Below are 15,104 nucleotides of genomic sequence, written 5' to 3'. Positions count from 1 at the left end.
TTGGGACCCGGCGCTTTCGCGTCGTTGCCGCTGCGTTTCGTTGTGTTTGAACTGCGAAGAAGCGAGATTATAGGGAGCTTTTTTTAAATGTGCAAGTCGGTTGTCGATCCGCCGCAAAAAGTTGCCAGCCGGGGACAACTGAAGCGCCGCGATCAGGCCGCGTAGCCGCCATCCACCGCCAGGCTGGCTCCCGTCACGTAGCGCCCGTCCGGCCCGGCCAGGAAGGCGACCATGCCCGCGATGTCGCGCGTCTCACCGTAATGTGGCAGTGACAGCACCGCCACCAGGTCGCCGGCGCGTTCGCCGTCGGCCGGGTTCATGTCGGTGTCGATGGGCCCCGGGTGCACCACGTTGGCGGTGATGCCGCGCGCGCCAAGGTCGCGCGCCAGTCCACGCGTCATTCCCAGCAACGCCGACTTGCTGGCCGAGTACAGCGTCACGCCCGCGCGGCCCGAGCGTTCCGCCAGGCAACTGCCGATATTGATGATGCGCCCGCCATCCGGCATCGACGCCTGCGCCGCCTGGATGGCCACGAATGGCGCGCGCACGTTGATGTTCATGGTGCGCTCGTAGTCGTCCAGCGTGACCTCGCCCAGCGGGCCGGCGAGGAAGATGCCCGCGTTGTTCACCAGCACGTCCACCGGCCCCAGTTCGTCGATGGCCTGCTCCACCGCCTGGCGCACCTGCGCCGGATCGGCCGAATCCGCCTGGATGGCCCGCGCGCGGCGGCCGCCGGCTTCCAGTTCGCGTGCCAGCGCGGCGGCGCTGTCGCGCGACGACGCGCTGACATAGGTGAAGGCGACGTCGGCGCCATCCGCCGCCAGGCGCCGCACGATCGCCGCGCCGATGCCGCGGCTGCCGCCGGTTACGAAAGCCACTTTTCCGTTCAGATTCTGCATGGTTCAACCTTAATTTGTAGTGATCAGTACAAATATGATCCGACGCCCACGAACGGACGTCAATGATTTTTTTATCGATCAACACAAAATATCTGTCCCGAGTAAAATCATGCGCATATGGCAGAACGTGGGCGCCCCCGGAACTTCGACCGAGCCCAGGCCTTGCGCAAGGCCATGGAAGTCTTCTGGTCGAAGGGATACGAAGGAGCATCGCTAACCGATCTGACGGCCGCGATGGGCATCAACTCGCCCAGCCTCTACGGCGCATTCGGCTCAAAAGAAGGACTATTTCGCGAGGCCGTGCAGCTTTATCGCGACACCGATGGCGCCGCTTCGCGCCGCGCGCTGGCCGCGGGCGCCACCGCCCGCGAAGGGGTCTGCGGCATGCTGCTGGCGGCGGCCGAGCGCTTCACCGCCCCTGGCGCCCCGCCCGGTTGCCTGATCGTGCTGGGCGCGCCGTCCGGCGCGGAAAGCCACGACGGCGTGGGCGTCTTCCTGGGCGACAACCGCCGCGAAATGCAAAGCCGCATCCTCGCCCGCCTGACCGCTGCCGCCAGCGCCGGCGAGCTGCCCGCGGGGGCCGACCTGAAAGGCCTCGCGGCGTTCTACACCACGATCCTTCACGGAATGTCGATCCAGGCGCGCGACGGCGCCAGCCGCAAGACCCTGCAAGCCGTGGCGCGCCAGGCAATGTGCGCCTGGGATGCGCTCACGGGCAGCGCGCCCCAATCCGACCCGCCCTCCGGCCGGGCTCACGCCTGACGCCCCCTTCCATGCTCCGCATCGACCTACGGCGCCTCATCCTCTGGATCAGCCTGCTGTCGATCTTCCTGGTACTGGCGGCGGGCCTGCATGCCAGCTACCTGGTGCAGCGCGACCTGCTGCTGCATAACGCGCTCGAGAGCAACCGGGTCTACGCGGCCAAGCTGGCGGCCACCACCGAATATTTCCTGGGCGACCTGCGCCGGCACCTGGCCTATAGCGCCGATGTGCTGGCGGACATGGAGACCCATCCCGGACTCATGGCGTCGGAAACCCGCCGCCAGGAAGAGCAGCTGGGCCATTTCAACTCCAGCTTCGTGGTATCGGCGCAAGGCGAGGTGCTGGCGGTGTCGACCTCGTATCCGCAGCTGCGGGGCCAGCACATGACCAGCGACGCCGCCAAGACGGCGCTGACCACGCGGCGGCCGTTCATCAGCGAACCGTTTCGCGCCAGCAACGGGCGCTGGCTGATCCTGTACACCCATCCCATCTTCTCGCGCGACTACCGCTATCTCGGCTATATCGCCGGCACGCTCTACCTGCACGAGGACAACGTGCTGGACCGCCTGCTGGGCCAGCATTTCAACCGCGACGATTCCCTGTTGTACGTGCTGTCGCGCGATGGCACCCTGATCTACCATCCGGACCGCAGCCGCCTCGGCCAGGCGTCCGCCGACAAGGCCGCGCTGGCCGCGGCGTTGCGCGGCGAGACCGGCGAAATCCGTTTCACCGACGCCTCCCGCAACGCGATCCTGGCAGGCTATGCGCCCGTGCCCAGCACCGGCTGGACCATCATCGCGCAACGGCCGGTCGCCAGCACCTTGCTGCCGCTGAACGATCTGCTGATGGCGACGGCGCGCAACACCCTGCCGTTGCTGGTGATGTCGATCGTGCTGATCTGGTTGCTGTCGCGCTGGATCGCCCGCCCGCTCGGCGAGCTGGCCGGCATTGCCAAGCGCATGCAGGACCCCGATTCCGCCGAGCGCATCCGCAAGGTGCGCTCCTGGTATTTCGAGGCCTCGCAGCTCAAGCGCGCGCTGTTGATGGGACTGACGTCGATCCAGCACAAGATCCGCGACCTGCGCCGCGCGTCCACCACCGACACCCTGACCAGCCTGCTGAACCGGCGTGGCCTGAACGAGGCCATGGCGTTGCTGCAGGCGGCCGAGACGCCGCTGGCCATCGTGGCGCTGGACATCGATCACTTCAAGAACATCAACGACCGCTACGGCCACGCCGCCGGCGACCGCGCCCTGCAGATTCTGGCGGCGTTGCTGACCGAAGGTTCACGCGGCGGCGACACCGTCGCCCGCAGCGGCGGCGAGGAATTCGTGATGCTGATGCCCGGCGCGTCGCTGGCGGCCGCGGTGGGCGCCGCCGAGCGCCTGCGCCTGAAACTCGAACGGCTGGGGACCGACACGGGCCTGCCCGCCCCCATCACCCTGTCGGCCGGCGTGGCCTGCTACCCCGCCCATGGCGCGACGCTGGACGAAGTCATGCAACGCGCCGACCGCGCCCTCTACTACGCCAAGAACCACGGCCGCAACGCGGTCTGCGTGGCGGACAACCATGCCGCGGACGGCGCGCGCATGGCGCTGCCGCGCTGACCGCGCCTACTTGCCCTTGGGCGCGGGCGCCTTGGGCGGTGTCCGCATCTGCTTGAGCAGCGTGCCGCAAGAATTGTCGTCGGTCGTGCTGGGCGCGATCAGGGCCAGCAGGCCGGCGGCGGGCGTCAGGATCACGCCCAACGCCACCATGCCCGCGCCGCGCGCCGCCAGCGGTCCCACGTGCACGCCCACGTCCGGCGATCCGAAGGTGCCGCGCACGTACAGCGGCGAACGCAGCGAGAAGATGCGAAAACCCTTGCTGTCCGGCGTGATGTCCAGATCCAGTTTCTCGTTCTTGAAATCGGTGGTGCCTGTGATGTTGATCAGCGCGTTCTCGGTGTCGAACACGAATACGCGCGGTGTCATCACGCCGTTCTTCATCGACAGATCGGCGGCGCCGCAGTTGATCTTCACCTCGTCGTCACCGAACAGTTTGGAGACCACATAATTGCCGACATTGAGTCCGGCGATCTCCATCAGGCTGCGACTGATCACCCCATCGTTGACCAGCATCTTCACATCACCGCTGGCCGATCCCAGCAGCGCAGCCACCGAATTGCCGGTGCCGGACAACGCCAAGTCGCCATTGAGTTCGCCCAGCGTCTTCTGCATGGCCTGCGCGGAGGGAAACAACTGCTTCAGGCGCAGCCGCCGCGCATGCATGTCGACGCGTCCCGTAAGCGTCTGCTGGGAACCGTCCAGCCGCACCGTCGCGGCCATGCTGCCGCCCGCCATGCCGAAGCGCAGCGGGTCCAGCGTCAGCTGGCCGTCCTGCAGCACCAGATGGACCGACAGATCGGACAGGGGCAGCTTGGCGTCATGCACGATGCGGCCGGCCTCCAGCGCCACGTCGGCGTCCATGTCGCGCCAGCGATCGGTACGAAACGCCTGGGTCGGCAGGACCTTGCCGCCGGCCCGCTTGGCCGGCGCATCCTTGGGCTTGTCCTGGGCCGGCGCCTGCTTGCCCGAGGGCACGCCGATCAGCGGCCCCAGGTCTTCCATGCGCAACTGCCTGGACGTCAGCTTGCCGGTCAGCTTGGGACGCGGCGCGCTCAACGCGAACGACACGTCGCCGTGCAGGTCGCTGCCGCCGACCCGGCCGTTGAAGTCGCGGTAATCGAAGACGGCGCCGCCGGCGTTGCGCAGCTTGGCCACCAGATGGCCGTCGGTCGAATACGGCGGCGTGTCCGGCAGGGTCACGCCGGTCAGCGGATACAGTTGCGCCATCGACCCCCCGGAGAGTTTCAGCCGCAGGTCCAGCGCGCCCAGGTTCACCGGGTCGGTCAGCGTGCCGGCGACCGCTGCCTTGGTGCCGCCGATTGTCACATCGGCCTGCACCGGGAAGGGCTGCCTGGGGTCCTGCAAGGCGAGCATGCCGCCCACCTTGCCTTCGCCCTTGGTCGCCAGGCCCTTGTATTTGCCCTCGGCCTTCCAGCCGAAAACGTAGTCGCGCGGCGCCGTGGCGGCCGCATCCTCCGGCACGAAGGAAGCGCCCGCGACATCGGCGAAAGGCACCGGTTTGCCCAAGGGGTCGACCACCACGGTCAGGTCGGCCTGCAGGATCGCGTCCGACAGGCCGACCCGCCCCTTGTCGAAGCCGATTTCATTGATATCCAGCACCCAGGGCGACGGCTCGCCCGACTCGGGCAGCGTGAAAACCCAATTGGCGCGGCCATCCGCCAGCCGCTCCAGGTCGGCGGCGGGCTCGGTCAGCTGGATCCGGCGTATCACCACCCGCTGGCTCAGCAACGGCAGCGGCGACAGGCTGAACTCGCCGCGTTTCAGGGTGGCGAACTGCGGCGCCTTGCCCCATTCGGTGTTGGCGACGCTGATGTCATTGGCCACGACGCGCGGCCATGGCACCCAGGCACGCCAGCCGCCTTCGTCCGATTCCCGCGACCATTCCACGCTGAGATCGCCATTGATGGCGAAGGGACGGCCGATGGCCGCGCTGACCCGCTCGTTGATCATCGGCCGGGCACGGTTCCAGTCGAAGGTCGCGACCACCACCACCAGCACCGCCACCAGGAGGACAATGCCCCCCACGATTCCGCCCGCTATTTTTGTTTTGCGTGTCATCGTTATGATCCTTGCCGTTGCCGCCGGAACGCCGATACCGGCCCTATTTACCCTCAAGGGTAGCGCGCCCGGCCAGGCGGGTTAAGCTTGCCGGCCCCATAATGTGTACGGATTTTTCCATGTCATAGAGAGCCCGGTCGGCAAAAGTTACAAAGCGGCCGGGCGAAAGCGGAGGTTTCGCTGGCATGGCAGGAATAATCCATACCGAATTTTTGACGCCGGCCCTGTTCAAATGCGCGGGGCGATCGACCCGCCGCGCGTTCGGCGCGGAACCGCGGCACTACCTGGAGGCCCGATGCGGCATTCAAGCTTGATTTTCGTGGTGGCGGCCTTTGCGCTGCTCACCCTCAGCCGCCTGGCCCTGGCCGCATGGCAATGGCAGCGCGTACGCAACGCGGGCGGCCTGCTGCCGCTGCTGCTGGGCGGCCTGCGCATCGACGCCCACCAGATCGGCGTCATGGCGGCGCTGCCGGCGGTGTTGTCGCCATGGTTCGGGCATTTGCCATTTGCCGCCACGGCCGCCGGCATCTGGTATCTGGTGGCTTTCATCCTGATGGCGTTCCTCGAGGTGGCCACGCCGCCTTTCATCCTGGAATACGACACCCGTCCCAACCGGCTGTTCGTCGAATACCTGAAGCACCCGCGCGAAGTCTCCGGCATGCTGTGGCGTGGCTACAAGGGTGCGCTGCTGGGCGGCTTCGGCGCCCTGGGGTTGATCGGCTGGGGCGCGTATGAGCTGTTCGGCCACGCCGTGCCCGATGCGCCGCTGGCCTGGTGGCAGATGCCGCTGGCCAGCCTGGCGATCCTGGCCGTGGTGATCCTGGCGATCCGCGGCACGCTGGGCCACCGTCCCATCAATCCGTCATCGGTCGCCTACAGTTCGGACGGCATGCTCAACACCCTGGCGCTGAACTCGCTGTACAACGTGTTCTACGCCGTCTACAGCATGAAGAACGAGAAGTCGGCCTCGGCCGTGTATGGCGGCATGGACGACGACGACATGCATCGCCGCGTGCTGGCGCAAGCCGGCCTGCCTTACCCGCCGGCCAATGCCGACCACCCCAGCCTGCATCGCCAGCCCGCCAGCCGTAAAACCGCCCGCCCCCTCAACCTGGTCATCATCCTGGAAGAGAGCCTGGGCGCCCAATACAGCGCCGGCCTGGGCGGCATGGACCTGACGCCCGAACTGGACGCGCTGGCGCGCCAGGCCTGGACCTTCACCCGCGCCTACGCCACCGGCACGCGCTCCGTGCGCGGCCTGGAGGCCGTGGTGACGGGTTTCCTGCCGACTCCGGCGCAGGCGGTGCTGAAGCTGCCGCGATCGCAGCGCGGCTTCTTCTCGCTGGCCGACCTGCTGGGCCGCCACGGCTACCACTCGCGCTTCATCTACGGCGGCGAATCGCACTTCGACAACATGAAAGGCTTCTTCCTGGGCAACGGTTTCAAGCAGATCGTCGACCGCGAGGACTTCGTCGATCCCGCCTTCGTCGGCACCTGGGGCGCGTCGGACGAGGACATGTTCAACCAGCTCGACCGCCTGCTGCGCGAAGATGGCGACCAGCCCACCTTCACCCTGGCCTTCAGCGTGTCGAACCATTCGCCGTGGGAATATCCGGCGGGCCGCATCCAGACCGACGGCAATCCGGCCACGGTGGAAAACACCGTGCGCTATGCCGACTGGGCGCTGGGCCGCTTCTTCGAGCGCGCCAAGGACGCGCCGTATTGGGAAAACACCGTATTCCTGATTGCCGCCGACCATGACTCGCGCGTGTTCGGCGCCAGCCTGGTGCCGGTGCGCCATTTCCATATACCGGCGGTGATCCTGGGCGCGGGTATCGAAGCGCGGCGCGACGATCGCCTGATCAGCCAGATCGACCTGGCGCCGACGCTGCTGTCGCTGATCGGCGTCGACACCGAGCACCCCATGCTGGGCCACGACCTGACCCGCAGCACCCCGGGCCGCGCCATCATGCAGTACGACAACACCTATGGCTACCTGAAGGAAAACGACCTGCTGGTGATGGCGCCGAACAAGACGCCCGTGCAATACCGCTACACCGCGCCCGAAGACTACGCGCCGGTGGCGCTGGACCCGGAACTGGCCGAGGAAGCGCTGGCACACGCGCTGTGGCCCAGCTGGGCCTACCGCGAGGGCCGCTACTGCATCCCCGCCGCGGCCGCGCCCGCGCAAACCGCGTCCGCGCCGCTGACTGCCACGCGCTGAGCCACGCGGCGGCCGATCACGGGCCGGCTGCCCCGCCCTTGTCCGCGGCAGCCTGGGCCGGCCGCCGGAACGCCTTGCGGGCCCGCTCACTCGGAGCGTGGCAATGGCAGTCGGGATGGTGGTCGTTGACCATGCCCACCGACTGCATGAACGCATAGACGGTGGTCGGCCCCACGAACTTCCAGCCCAGCTTCTTGAGCGCCTTGGACAAGGCCTCGGATTGCGCCGAGGTCGATGCGCCGCGCGTGGACGCGGCCCCGGCCGGGGCCTCGAAGCGCCACAGGAACGCCCCCAGCGAGCCCTCGCGCTCGATCATTTCGAGCGCGCGTTGCGCGTTGTTGATGACGGCCTCGATCTTGCCGCGATGGCGCACGATGCCGGCATCGGCCAGCAGCGCCTGGATCTGCGCTTCGCCGAAGCGCGCGACCTTGGCCGGATCGAAGCCGGCAAAGCCGCGGCGGAACGCCTCGCGCTTGTTCAGGATGGTGCGCCAGCTCAGGCCCGACTGGAAGCCTTCTAGGCACAATTGCTCGAACAGGGCGCGGTCGTCGCCTTGCGGGAAGCCCCATTCGGTATCGTGGTACGCCATGTATTCGGCGGATGTGTCGACCCAGCCGCAGCGGGCAAGGCCGTCGGAGAAGTCGGAATTGGCGTTCATGGAAGCGTCCTGGCGGCTGTCGGGTTTCCGATGCTACCGCAGCAACGTCCCCGAAAAAAGTCGTAGCGGCCGCAAGCCGAATCCAGCTACTATTTCCCACCCTGATCCCGCGCCGGCCGTGCCCGCGCGCCGTCCCGGATCGGCCTGGCGGGCTTGCGGCATGCAAGCCCGTTTTGCGTCCATGCCGGGGCCCGGACGGGGCTTTCGGATCCACCGCCATGTCCCTGCTCGAGACAGCCGCCCTGACCCTGGTGTCGCCCGCCCTGCTGGCCGGCGACAACAACCCCGCCACCAATCCCTGCCTGGACTGCGGCGCCTGTTGCTCGCATTTCCGGGTGTCGTTCTATATCGGCGAACTGGCCGGTGAAAATGGCGGCCAGGTGCCGCTGGATCTGGTCACCCAGATGAGCCCGCTGCGCGCCTGCATGAAAGGCACCGAAATGGGCGGCGGCCGCTGCATCTCGCTGCGCGGCGAACTGGGCCGGCCGGGCATCCATTGCGCCATCTACGAAAACCGCCCGACACCCTGCCGCGAATTCGACATCTGGCAGCCCGACGGCTCGCCCAACCCCGATTGCCAGCGCCTGAGGCTGGCCCTGGGCCTGCCGGCAGTGCCGCCGCGCCCCGATGCCGAAAACGACCCGCAGGGCCCTTCGCATCCCAATCAGCCCGACCAGCCCGCGGCCGCCTGAGCCCCCGCGCAAGGCGTCCCGGCCCTGCGCAGACAAGCGCCGCTAGCGGGCGGCCACCAGCAGGCCTTGCGCCTCGTCCGGCGCGGTTGCGCCGCGGGTCCGCCGCGATTCTGCGGCGCGCCGCCGCACACGCACGATGCCCGGATCCTTGCCCAGGAATGCCAGCACGCTCTGCATCACGCGCTCGCGCTCGTGATCCACGCAGATCATGTGGTAACTGTCCTGCAGCAACACCACCGACGCGCCGGGAATCCGCGCGCCCAGCAGGCGCGCCGAGCGCGGGCTGGTCAGCTCGTCCTCGACCGCGTGCATCACCAGCGTCGGGCAGCGCATCTGCTCCAGCCCGCGCTTGACCATGCCGCGCAACCGGTCGACCTGGCGCACGCAGGCCAGCGGCACCCATTGGTAATGGAAGCCGTCGCCCCGCGCGAAGCCGGCCTTGATGAAGGCCCGCACCAGTTCGCTCTTGACGCCGTAGGGGTCTTCTTCCTCGACCCGGATGCGGCGCGGCACCCCCGGCACGTGGTAAAGCAGGTAGCGCAGGCCGCGATACCACGGCGTGCTCCAGCCATCCAGGAACACGGGCGCGGACAGCGACACCAGCGCGCCCCGGGTATGCGATTCGCGTTTGCACAGCTCCACGGCCAGCAGCGCGCCCAGGCACATGCCGATGACGTGCACGACTTCGTACTGCTCGCACAACTCGCGGTAGCGGCGCGTCACCACGTCCATCCAGTCCTCGACCCGCACGTCCAGCAGGTCCTCGGGCCGGCCGGCGTGGCCGGGCAACGTCACGCCATGGGTTTCCACTCCCGCGCGCGCCAGCACCTTGTGCAGCGAGCCCATGTCGAATTCGGTGCCGCCCAGGCCATGGATCAGCAGCGCTCCGGTGCGAGGCGTCGTCACGGCGCGCTCCCGGCCACGGCGTCGAGCTGCCAGGCGTTGCGCGTGGCGGCCAGCAGGCGCGCCAGGACGTGGGCGAAGGCGATAACCGGGGCCGGCGCCGCGGCGCCGCCGGCGCTCCCGGCCGGCGGGAAAGCGAAGATTGGTTGGCAAGTCATGGAACACCCTTGATGCATGGAGGGCGGGACGAGAAGACCTGTCCTACCCTGGCGCCATGGTAGGCAAGGGGCGCGCGGGAAGATCCGCAAATCTGTCGGGAAAAAGTGAAGATGCGTAAAGGCTGGACGGCCACCGCGTCCGGGCATGGCCGGGGCAACCGGCTCGGCGGCCGGACGCGGCCGGCGGGAAATGCCGGCGGCCTATTCCCGGCCGGCCAGGTAGCGCGTGGGCGTCATGCCAAAAGCGCTGCGGAAACTGCCGATGAAGGCGCTGGTGCTTTCGTAGCCCACAGACAGCGCCGCCTCGGTCACCGACCCGCCGCGGCAGAGCATTTCCAGAGCGCGCAACAGCCGCGCCTGCTGGCGCCATTGGCCCAGCGTGACGCCGGTCTCCTGGCGGAAACGGCGCATCAGGGTGCGCGACGACATGTTCAACCGTTGCGCCCATTCGTCGATGCCGGAGGTGTCGTCGGGCGTGCCCAGCAGGGAATTGGCCAGGTCCTGCAGGCGCGGATCATGCGGCATCGGCAGCAACACCGGCGCGTGCTCGCGTTGCGTGATCTCGGCCAGCAGCACGTCGAACAGCTGTTCCAGGTAGACGTCGGACAGCTCGCCCGACTGGCTGGTGGTGAAGCGCTCGATCAACGCGTCGATCAGTCGCGACGATGGCCAGGAGCGGCAATGATCCGGCAGCCGGGCGCAGGCGTCGGCCCGCACGTACAGGAACGAACCACGCGCCTCGCCGAACCAGCGCGCGGCATGCTGCACCCCGGGTGGAATCCAGCCCAGGCTGCCGGGCAGCACCGTCCAGACCTGGGTGCCGACCTGCACCAGCACCAGACCCGCATGCACGAGCACCAGCATGCCCTCGTTGTGGGAATGGTCGGGCACGGAGATGCCCTTGGACGCCCGGGGGTGCTGGATGCTGAAGGGCGTCAACAAGACATCGGGGATGGCGTGGTGGACCACGACCAGGTCGGACATGGTTGGCAGATTTGAGCTACAGGTTGACGGGTTCCCGTTAGCGGGACTTTTTGAAAATGTACATCATTCTCATCATTCGGGCAGCAGCCCCGGAATGGAGAATCATCATGGACCATACCCGCCTGCGGGTGGCCGGCATCAAAGCCACCTTCCCGCGCCTGAAGATCCTGGACATCTTCCACCAGCACGCGGACCAGCACCTGAGCGCGGCGGACATCTACCGCAGCCTCATCTCGGAACACAGCAGCATCGGCCTGGCCACGGTTTATCGCGTCATCACGCAACTCGAGGACGCCGGACTGCTCAAACGTACTCAGCTCGACTCGCACTCCACCGTGTACGAGTTGAATGACAAGGGACACCACGACCACCTGGTCTGCCGCCATTGCGGCCGGATCCAGGAGTCCAGCGACAGCGCAATGACGCAACTGGTGCGCAAGATCGCCAGGCAAAGCGGCTTCGCGCTGGACTCCTACAGCCTGGTGCTTTACGGCGGCTGCGGCTGCCACAAGGGCGGTCCCGCCCTTTCCATCGGAGAATTCGAATGAACCGCGACCAGTTTTTCTTCCACGACCTATCCCAGTTCCCCATCGTCACCGCCAAGCACGGCAGCGCCCCGGCGGGCTATTCCGCCAGCTGGATCCGCGAGATGGAGATGCTGGTCAACAACCCGCAGACCTTCGTCATGGTGGTGCCCGACATGCGCAACGAAGCCAGCCACGACGATCGCAAGGCCATGATCGAATGGCAGACCAGCAACATGTCGCGGCTGAAGGCGCGCTGCCGCGCCTTCATCGCCGTCGAGCGCGACGCCGGCGCGCTGGACAAGATCCGCAAACGCGGCGAGAAAATGGCGCGCGCCTTCGGCATGCCGTTCCTGGCCGTGGCGACGGCCCACGAGGCGGTGCAATGCGCCCGTGAACTGCTGGGCCAGGCCGGCCCCGGCGGCTTCGTGCTGGACTGATCCGCCCTCCGCCACGGTCCACTTTGCAGGCGCGCCCTCCGGCGCGCTTTTTTTCGTCTTCCGCCCGCGCCCGGCCGCAACTCCAGCCACAGCGTCTTATTGCCGAAATTAGAATGCAATATTGATAAATTTGCGATTGTGGCAAAAGGTGTTGCTGGAATAAATTCCACCTCTGGCCCAATCGCCTGTCCCGCAGGCCCCGGGACTGGCATCCCCGCGCACCGGGCTCCCCGGACGGCGCACCCGTCCCGCCGGCCGCGCAACCCGCCATCGCTTCCGTGGTCCGACGCCGTTGGCCGCGGCGTTCACAAGACGCCACGGCGCGCGGCCGCCCCCGACGGGTATCGGTACGCTTTGCTTACCGGTATGTCAGGGGCCACCGTCTCGCGCGCTGCTTTTACGGTTGCCAGCCGCCCGGACTCGACACTGCGATTTACGGCACTCATATCAATGAAGCGATTCCAATTCGACAGCACCGCGCTTCGTTACTTTCTCGCCGTCGTCGACACAGGATCCGTCAATGGCGCCGCCGCGCGGCTCAATGTCGTCAGTTCGGCGGTCAGCCGCCAGATCGCCGGCCTGGAACAACGCCTGCACAACCAGTTGTTCGAACGCCATCCCAAGGGCATGCGGGTGACCGAAGCCGGCCGCATCCTGGCGGATCATGCGCGCCGGGTGGAAGCCGACGCCGCCCGCACCTATGCGGAGATCGACGGCCAGAACGGCCGCTATACCCAGACCGTGAAAGTCGCCGGCGCTCCCGGCTTTGCCACCTATGCGCTGCCACGCAAATTCGCCGCTTTCCAGGCCGAGCACCCCTCGGTCCGCTTCAACCTGCATATCCTGGACGCCGGCCAGGTCTCCGAGAGCGTCCGCTCGGCACAGGCCGACATTGGCGTCACCTATAGCCACATCGCGGAAAAGGACATTGCCGTCTTCTACGCGCATCCGGCGGAGATCGTCGCCGTGATGCGGCCCGACCACCCGCTGGCCGCCTGCGAATCCCTGCATCTCACCCAGCTGTCCGCGTATCCGCTGGCATTGCCCGACGGAGGCAGCGCCCTGCGCCAGATCCTGGACACGGCCTGCAGCCTGTACAACATCACGCTGTCGGCGGCATTCACCTCCAATCTGCCGGAAGCGGCCTATCACTATGTCCTGACGGGCGACGCGATCACCCTGTGCGCCCGCCTGACGGCCGCCGATCACCTGGCAAGCGGCCGGCTCATCTGCCGCCCGCTCAACGATGCCCTGCTCAACGCCGGCCAGCTGCAGTTCCAGACGCATGCCTCGCGTCCCTTGTCCGATGCCGCGCACCGGTTCCTGCGCTTCATCCGCAACGACACGCACCGGTTTTTCTAGCCGGCCGGCTGGCATTGCCGAAACCAGAATGCCCCGATGAAAAATGATCAATTGTTAAATATGTAATTCAAATTTACAGTCAATCCGGATTTTTCCGACACCGCGCTTTGACGGGTCAGCACCAAGACATACATAGGAGCCTGCGAGCATGCTGAAGAACCTGAAGATACGCACCGGCCTGCTGGCCGTCCTGGCCATCTTCGTCCTGGCGCTGGCGGTCGCCACCGGCATGGGCTGGCTGTATGCGCTCGACGCCGACACGGCGGTGGACGACCTGAACTCAGTCGCCACCGAGCAGACCCGCCCGCTCTATGACACCCAGACGTTGCTGCTGCGCAGCCGGCTGACGCTGGTGGCCGCCTACCTGGACATCGTGTCCGGCAAGGGCAGCCAGGCGCAAGGCAGCATCGACCAGGCCACGCAATACCTGCGCGAGGCGCGCAAGCGCTTCGCCGTCTACCAGCAGGTGCCCAAGAACACCGAGGCCGGCGCCAGGCTTGCCAGCGAACTGGACAGCGTCTTCAACGGCTACGTGCGCAGCATCGAAACCCTGGAGCAGGCGCTGCAGAAGCAGTCGGCGGAAGGCTACGCGGCCGCGGTCGCCGACACGCGCGGCGCCGACGCCCGCTTCGTCGAGCGGGTCAATGGCTTCCTGGAGCACACCGAACGCCGCAGTGCCGCCATCAACACGGCTTCCGACCAGCGTTACGACCGGGCGGAACTGTCCACCATCATCATGTTGGCCCTGGCCGCCGTCCTGGCGCTGGGCTGCTGGCGCTTCATCAGCCGCCAGGTGCTGCAACCGCTGAAAGACGCCGCCCTGCATTTCGACCGCATCGCGTCGGGCGACCTGACCCAGCGCGTCGCGGTGAACTCGGACAACGAAATCGGCGTCCTGTTCACGGCGCTCAAGCGCATGCAGGAGAGCCTGACCCGTACTGTCGCCGAGGTGCGCCGCAGCGTCACCGAAATCAATACCGGCGCCGCCGAGATCGCCTCGGGCAACACCAATCTGTCGTCCCGCACCGAGGAACAGGCCGCCTCGCTGGAGGAAACCGCCGCCTCCATGGAAGAGCTCGCCACCGCGGTCAAGCAGAACACCGAGCATGCGCACCAGGCCAACGGCCTCGCGGCCGAAAGCCGCGGGGTCGCGCTGCGCGGCGGAGTAGCGGTCGGCCAGGTGGTGGAAACCATGGCCCGGATCTCGGAAAGCTCGCGCCGCATCGCCGAGATCGTCTCGGTGATCGACGGCATCGCCTTCCAGACCAATATCCTGGCCTTGAACGCCGCGGTCGAGGCGGCCCGCGCCGGCGAGCAGGGCAAGGGTTTCGCCGTGGTCGCCGGCGAAGTGCGCACGCTGGCCCAGCGCAGCGCCCAGGCCGCCCGGGAAGTGAAAGACCTGATCGAGCAATCCTCCAGCAATGTCGACAACGGCGCGCAGCAAGTGCGCGTGGCCGGCGACACCATGCAGGAAATCGTCGCCTCGGTGCAGCGCGTCACCCACATCATGGCGGAGATCACCGAAGCCTCGACCGAACAGTCCCTCGGCATCGACCAGATCAACCGCGCCGTCACCCAGATGGACGACGTCACCCAGCAGAATGCGGCGCTGGTCGAGGAAGCCGCGGCCGCGGCCGCATCGCTGGAAGAGCAGGCCAAGCGCCTGGCGGCCACCGCGGCGTTCTTCAAGCTGCCGGCCGAGACCGTCATCGACGTGACGCCGCAGGCCATCGCCGCGCCGCTGCGCGCGGCCTATGTCGCCTGAAACACGCCTGGGGAGACGGCGATTTAAGACTTCGCCGAATCGGCCGT

At 67.3% G+C, this 15,104-nt stretch carries 14 protein-coding genes; 8 read left to right on the top strand and 6 right to left on the bottom strand.

Translation table 11 applies throughout. The features are described 5' to 3' along the window. Window positions 1–152 precede the first annotated feature (152 nt). The gene (locus DK459_RS12500) at window positions 153–899 is read right to left on the bottom strand and encodes a 3-oxoacyl-ACP reductase family protein (protein ID WP_006388831.1); all 747 of its coding nucleotides are present in this window, start codon (window positions 897–899) and stop codon (window positions 153–155) included. 117 nt (window positions 900–1,016) lie between these two features. Between DK459_RS12500 and DK459_RS12495 the strand changes: the two genes are divergently transcribed. Together DK459_RS12495 and DK459_RS12490 are read left to right on the top strand one after the other, a co-directional pair. Then, window positions 1,017–1,661, top strand: a complete 645-nt coding sequence (locus DK459_RS12495; RefSeq protein WP_006388830.1) for a TetR/AcrR family transcriptional regulator — start codon at window positions 1,017–1,019, stop codon at window positions 1,659–1,661. 11 nt (window positions 1,662–1,672) lie between these two features. Further along, complete coding sequence (locus tag DK459_RS12490) at window positions 1,673–3,268, top strand: sensor domain-containing diguanylate cyclase (protein WP_006388829.1); 1,596 nt, start codon at window positions 1,673–1,675, stop codon at window positions 3,266–3,268. Window positions 3,269–3,274: 6 nt separating this feature from the next. Here DK459_RS12490 and DK459_RS12485 read toward each other — a convergent pair whose 3' ends face one another. After that, window positions 3,275–5,347 carry an AsmA family protein gene (locus tag DK459_RS12485; protein WP_020925109.1) on the bottom strand — a complete coding sequence of 691 codons (2,073 nt, stop codon included), beginning with the start codon at window positions 5,345–5,347 and terminating at the stop codon, window positions 3,275–3,277. 295 nt (window positions 5,348–5,642) lie between these two features. Between DK459_RS12485 and DK459_RS12480 the strand changes: the two genes are divergently transcribed. Beyond that, entirely contained in the window at window positions 5,643–7,571 is a 1,929-nt protein-coding gene (locus tag DK459_RS12480; RefSeq protein WP_024067769.1) for an LTA synthase family protein, read from the top strand. Window positions 7,572–7,587: 16 nt separating this feature from the next. On the opposite strand, the gene DK459_RS12475 is transcribed toward DK459_RS12480, so the two are convergent. Further along, window positions 7,588–8,229 carry a DNA-3-methyladenine glycosylase I gene (locus tag DK459_RS12475; RefSeq protein ID WP_054439587.1) on the bottom strand — a complete coding sequence of 214 codons (642 nt, stop codon included), beginning with the start codon at window positions 8,227–8,229 and terminating at the stop codon, window positions 7,588–7,590. Window positions 8,230–8,447: 218 nt separating this feature from the next. Here DK459_RS12475 and DK459_RS12470 point away from each other — a divergent pair, with 218 nt between their 5' ends. Next, on the top strand, window positions 8,448–8,921 hold the full coding sequence (locus DK459_RS12470) for a YkgJ family cysteine cluster protein (protein ID WP_006388825.1): 474 nt from the start codon (window positions 8,448–8,450) through the stop codon (window positions 8,919–8,921). Between the two features lie 42 nt (window positions 8,922–8,963). On the opposite strand, the gene DK459_RS12465 is transcribed toward DK459_RS12470, so the two are convergent. The 3 genes from DK459_RS12465 to DK459_RS12460 form a co-directional block, all read right to left on the bottom strand. Next, window positions 8,964–9,827 (bottom strand): carboxylesterase, encoded by an 864-nt coding sequence (locus DK459_RS12465; RefSeq protein ID WP_110134782.1) that lies wholly within the window; start codon window positions 9,825–9,827, stop codon window positions 8,964–8,966. Further along, window positions 9,824–9,982 carry a hypothetical protein gene (locus DK459_RS30615; RefSeq protein ID WP_020925112.1) on the bottom strand — a complete coding sequence of 53 codons (159 nt, stop codon included), beginning with the start codon at window positions 9,980–9,982 and terminating at the stop codon, window positions 9,824–9,826. The genes DK459_RS12465 and DK459_RS30615 overlap by 4 nt, the downstream gene beginning before the upstream one ends. Window positions 9,983–10,183: 201 nt before the next feature. Next, window positions 10,184–10,966 (bottom strand): helix-turn-helix domain-containing protein, encoded by a 783-nt coding sequence (locus DK459_RS12460; RefSeq protein WP_006388823.1) that lies wholly within the window; start codon window positions 10,964–10,966, stop codon window positions 10,184–10,186. Between the two features lie 107 nt (window positions 10,967–11,073). On the opposite strand from DK459_RS12460, the gene DK459_RS12455 reads away from it, so the two are divergent. The 4 genes from DK459_RS12455 (at window position 11,074) to DK459_RS12440 (ending at window position 15,057) form a co-directional block, all read left to right on the top strand. Next, window positions 11,074–11,514: a Fur family transcriptional regulator gene (locus DK459_RS12455; RefSeq protein WP_006388822.1), complete on the top strand. Its 441-nt coding sequence runs from the start codon at window positions 11,074–11,076 to the stop codon at window positions 11,512–11,514. Beyond that, a complete protein-coding gene (locus tag DK459_RS12450; RefSeq protein WP_006388821.1) occupies window positions 11,511–11,930 on the top strand; it encodes a hypothetical protein in 420 nt (139 codons plus the stop codon). The genes DK459_RS12455 and DK459_RS12450 overlap by 4 nt, the downstream gene beginning before the upstream one ends. A gap of 450 nt (window positions 11,931–12,380) precedes the next feature. Next, complete coding sequence (locus tag DK459_RS12445; RefSeq protein ID WP_006388820.1) at window positions 12,381–13,292, top strand: LysR family transcriptional regulator; 912 nt, start codon at window positions 12,381–12,383, stop codon at window positions 13,290–13,292. A gap of 148 nt (window positions 13,293–13,440) precedes the next feature. Continuing rightward, window positions 13,441–15,057 (top strand): methyl-accepting chemotaxis protein, encoded by a 1,617-nt coding sequence (locus DK459_RS12440; protein WP_006388819.1) that lies wholly within the window; start codon window positions 13,441–13,443, stop codon window positions 15,055–15,057. The last annotated feature ends 47 nt before the right edge of the window (window positions 15,058–15,104 follow it).

It is taken from the genome of Achromobacter sp. RW408 (genome assembly GCF_003184165.1).
Taxonomy (GTDB): Bacteria; Pseudomonadota; Gammaproteobacteria; order Burkholderiales; family Burkholderiaceae_B; genus Achromobacter; species Achromobacter xylosoxidans.
This window is presented reverse-complemented; position numbering and strand designations above follow the sequence as displayed.

Excerpts from the sequence above, each read along its gene's own strand:
- DK459_RS12500 (WP_006388831.1), bottom strand. The coding sequence starts at position 899 with ATGCAGAATCTGAACGGAAAAGTGGCTTTCGTAACCGGCGGCAGCCGC.
- DK459_RS12495 (WP_006388830.1), top strand. The coding sequence starts at position 1,017 with ATGGCAGAACGTGGGCGCCCCCGGAACTTCGACCGAGCCCAGGCCTTG.
- DK459_RS12490 (WP_006388829.1), top strand. The coding sequence starts at position 1,673 with ATGCTCCGCATCGACCTACGGCGCCTCATCCTCTGGATCAGCCTGCTG.
- DK459_RS12485 (WP_020925109.1), bottom strand. The coding sequence starts at position 5,347 with ATGACACGCAAAACAAAAATAGCGGGCGGAATCGTGGGGGGCATTGTC.
- DK459_RS12480 (WP_024067769.1), top strand. The coding sequence starts at position 5,643 with ATGCGGCATTCAAGCTTGATTTTCGTGGTGGCGGCCTTTGCGCTGCTC.
- DK459_RS12475 (WP_054439587.1), bottom strand. The coding sequence starts at position 8,229 with ATGAACGCCAATTCCGACTTCTCCGACGGCCTTGCCCGCTGCGGCTGG.
- DK459_RS12470 (WP_006388825.1), top strand. The coding sequence starts at position 8,448 with ATGTCCCTGCTCGAGACAGCCGCCCTGACCCTGGTGTCGCCCGCCCTG.
- DK459_RS30615 (WP_020925112.1), bottom strand. The coding sequence starts at position 9,982 with ATGACTTGCCAACCAATCTTCGCTTTCCCGCCGGCCGGGAGCGCCGGC.
- DK459_RS12460 (WP_006388823.1), bottom strand. The coding sequence starts at position 10,966 with ATGTCCGACCTGGTCGTGGTCCACCACGCCATCCCCGATGTCTTGTTG.
- DK459_RS12455 (WP_006388822.1), top strand. The coding sequence starts at position 11,074 with ATGGACCATACCCGCCTGCGGGTGGCCGGCATCAAAGCCACCTTCCCG.
- DK459_RS12450 (WP_006388821.1), top strand. The coding sequence starts at position 11,511 with ATGAACCGCGACCAGTTTTTCTTCCACGACCTATCCCAGTTCCCCATC.
- DK459_RS12445 (WP_006388820.1), top strand. The coding sequence starts at position 12,381 with ATGAAGCGATTCCAATTCGACAGCACCGCGCTTCGTTACTTTCTCGCC.
- DK459_RS12440 (WP_006388819.1), top strand. The coding sequence starts at position 13,441 with ATGCTGAAGAACCTGAAGATACGCACCGGCCTGCTGGCCGTCCTGGCC.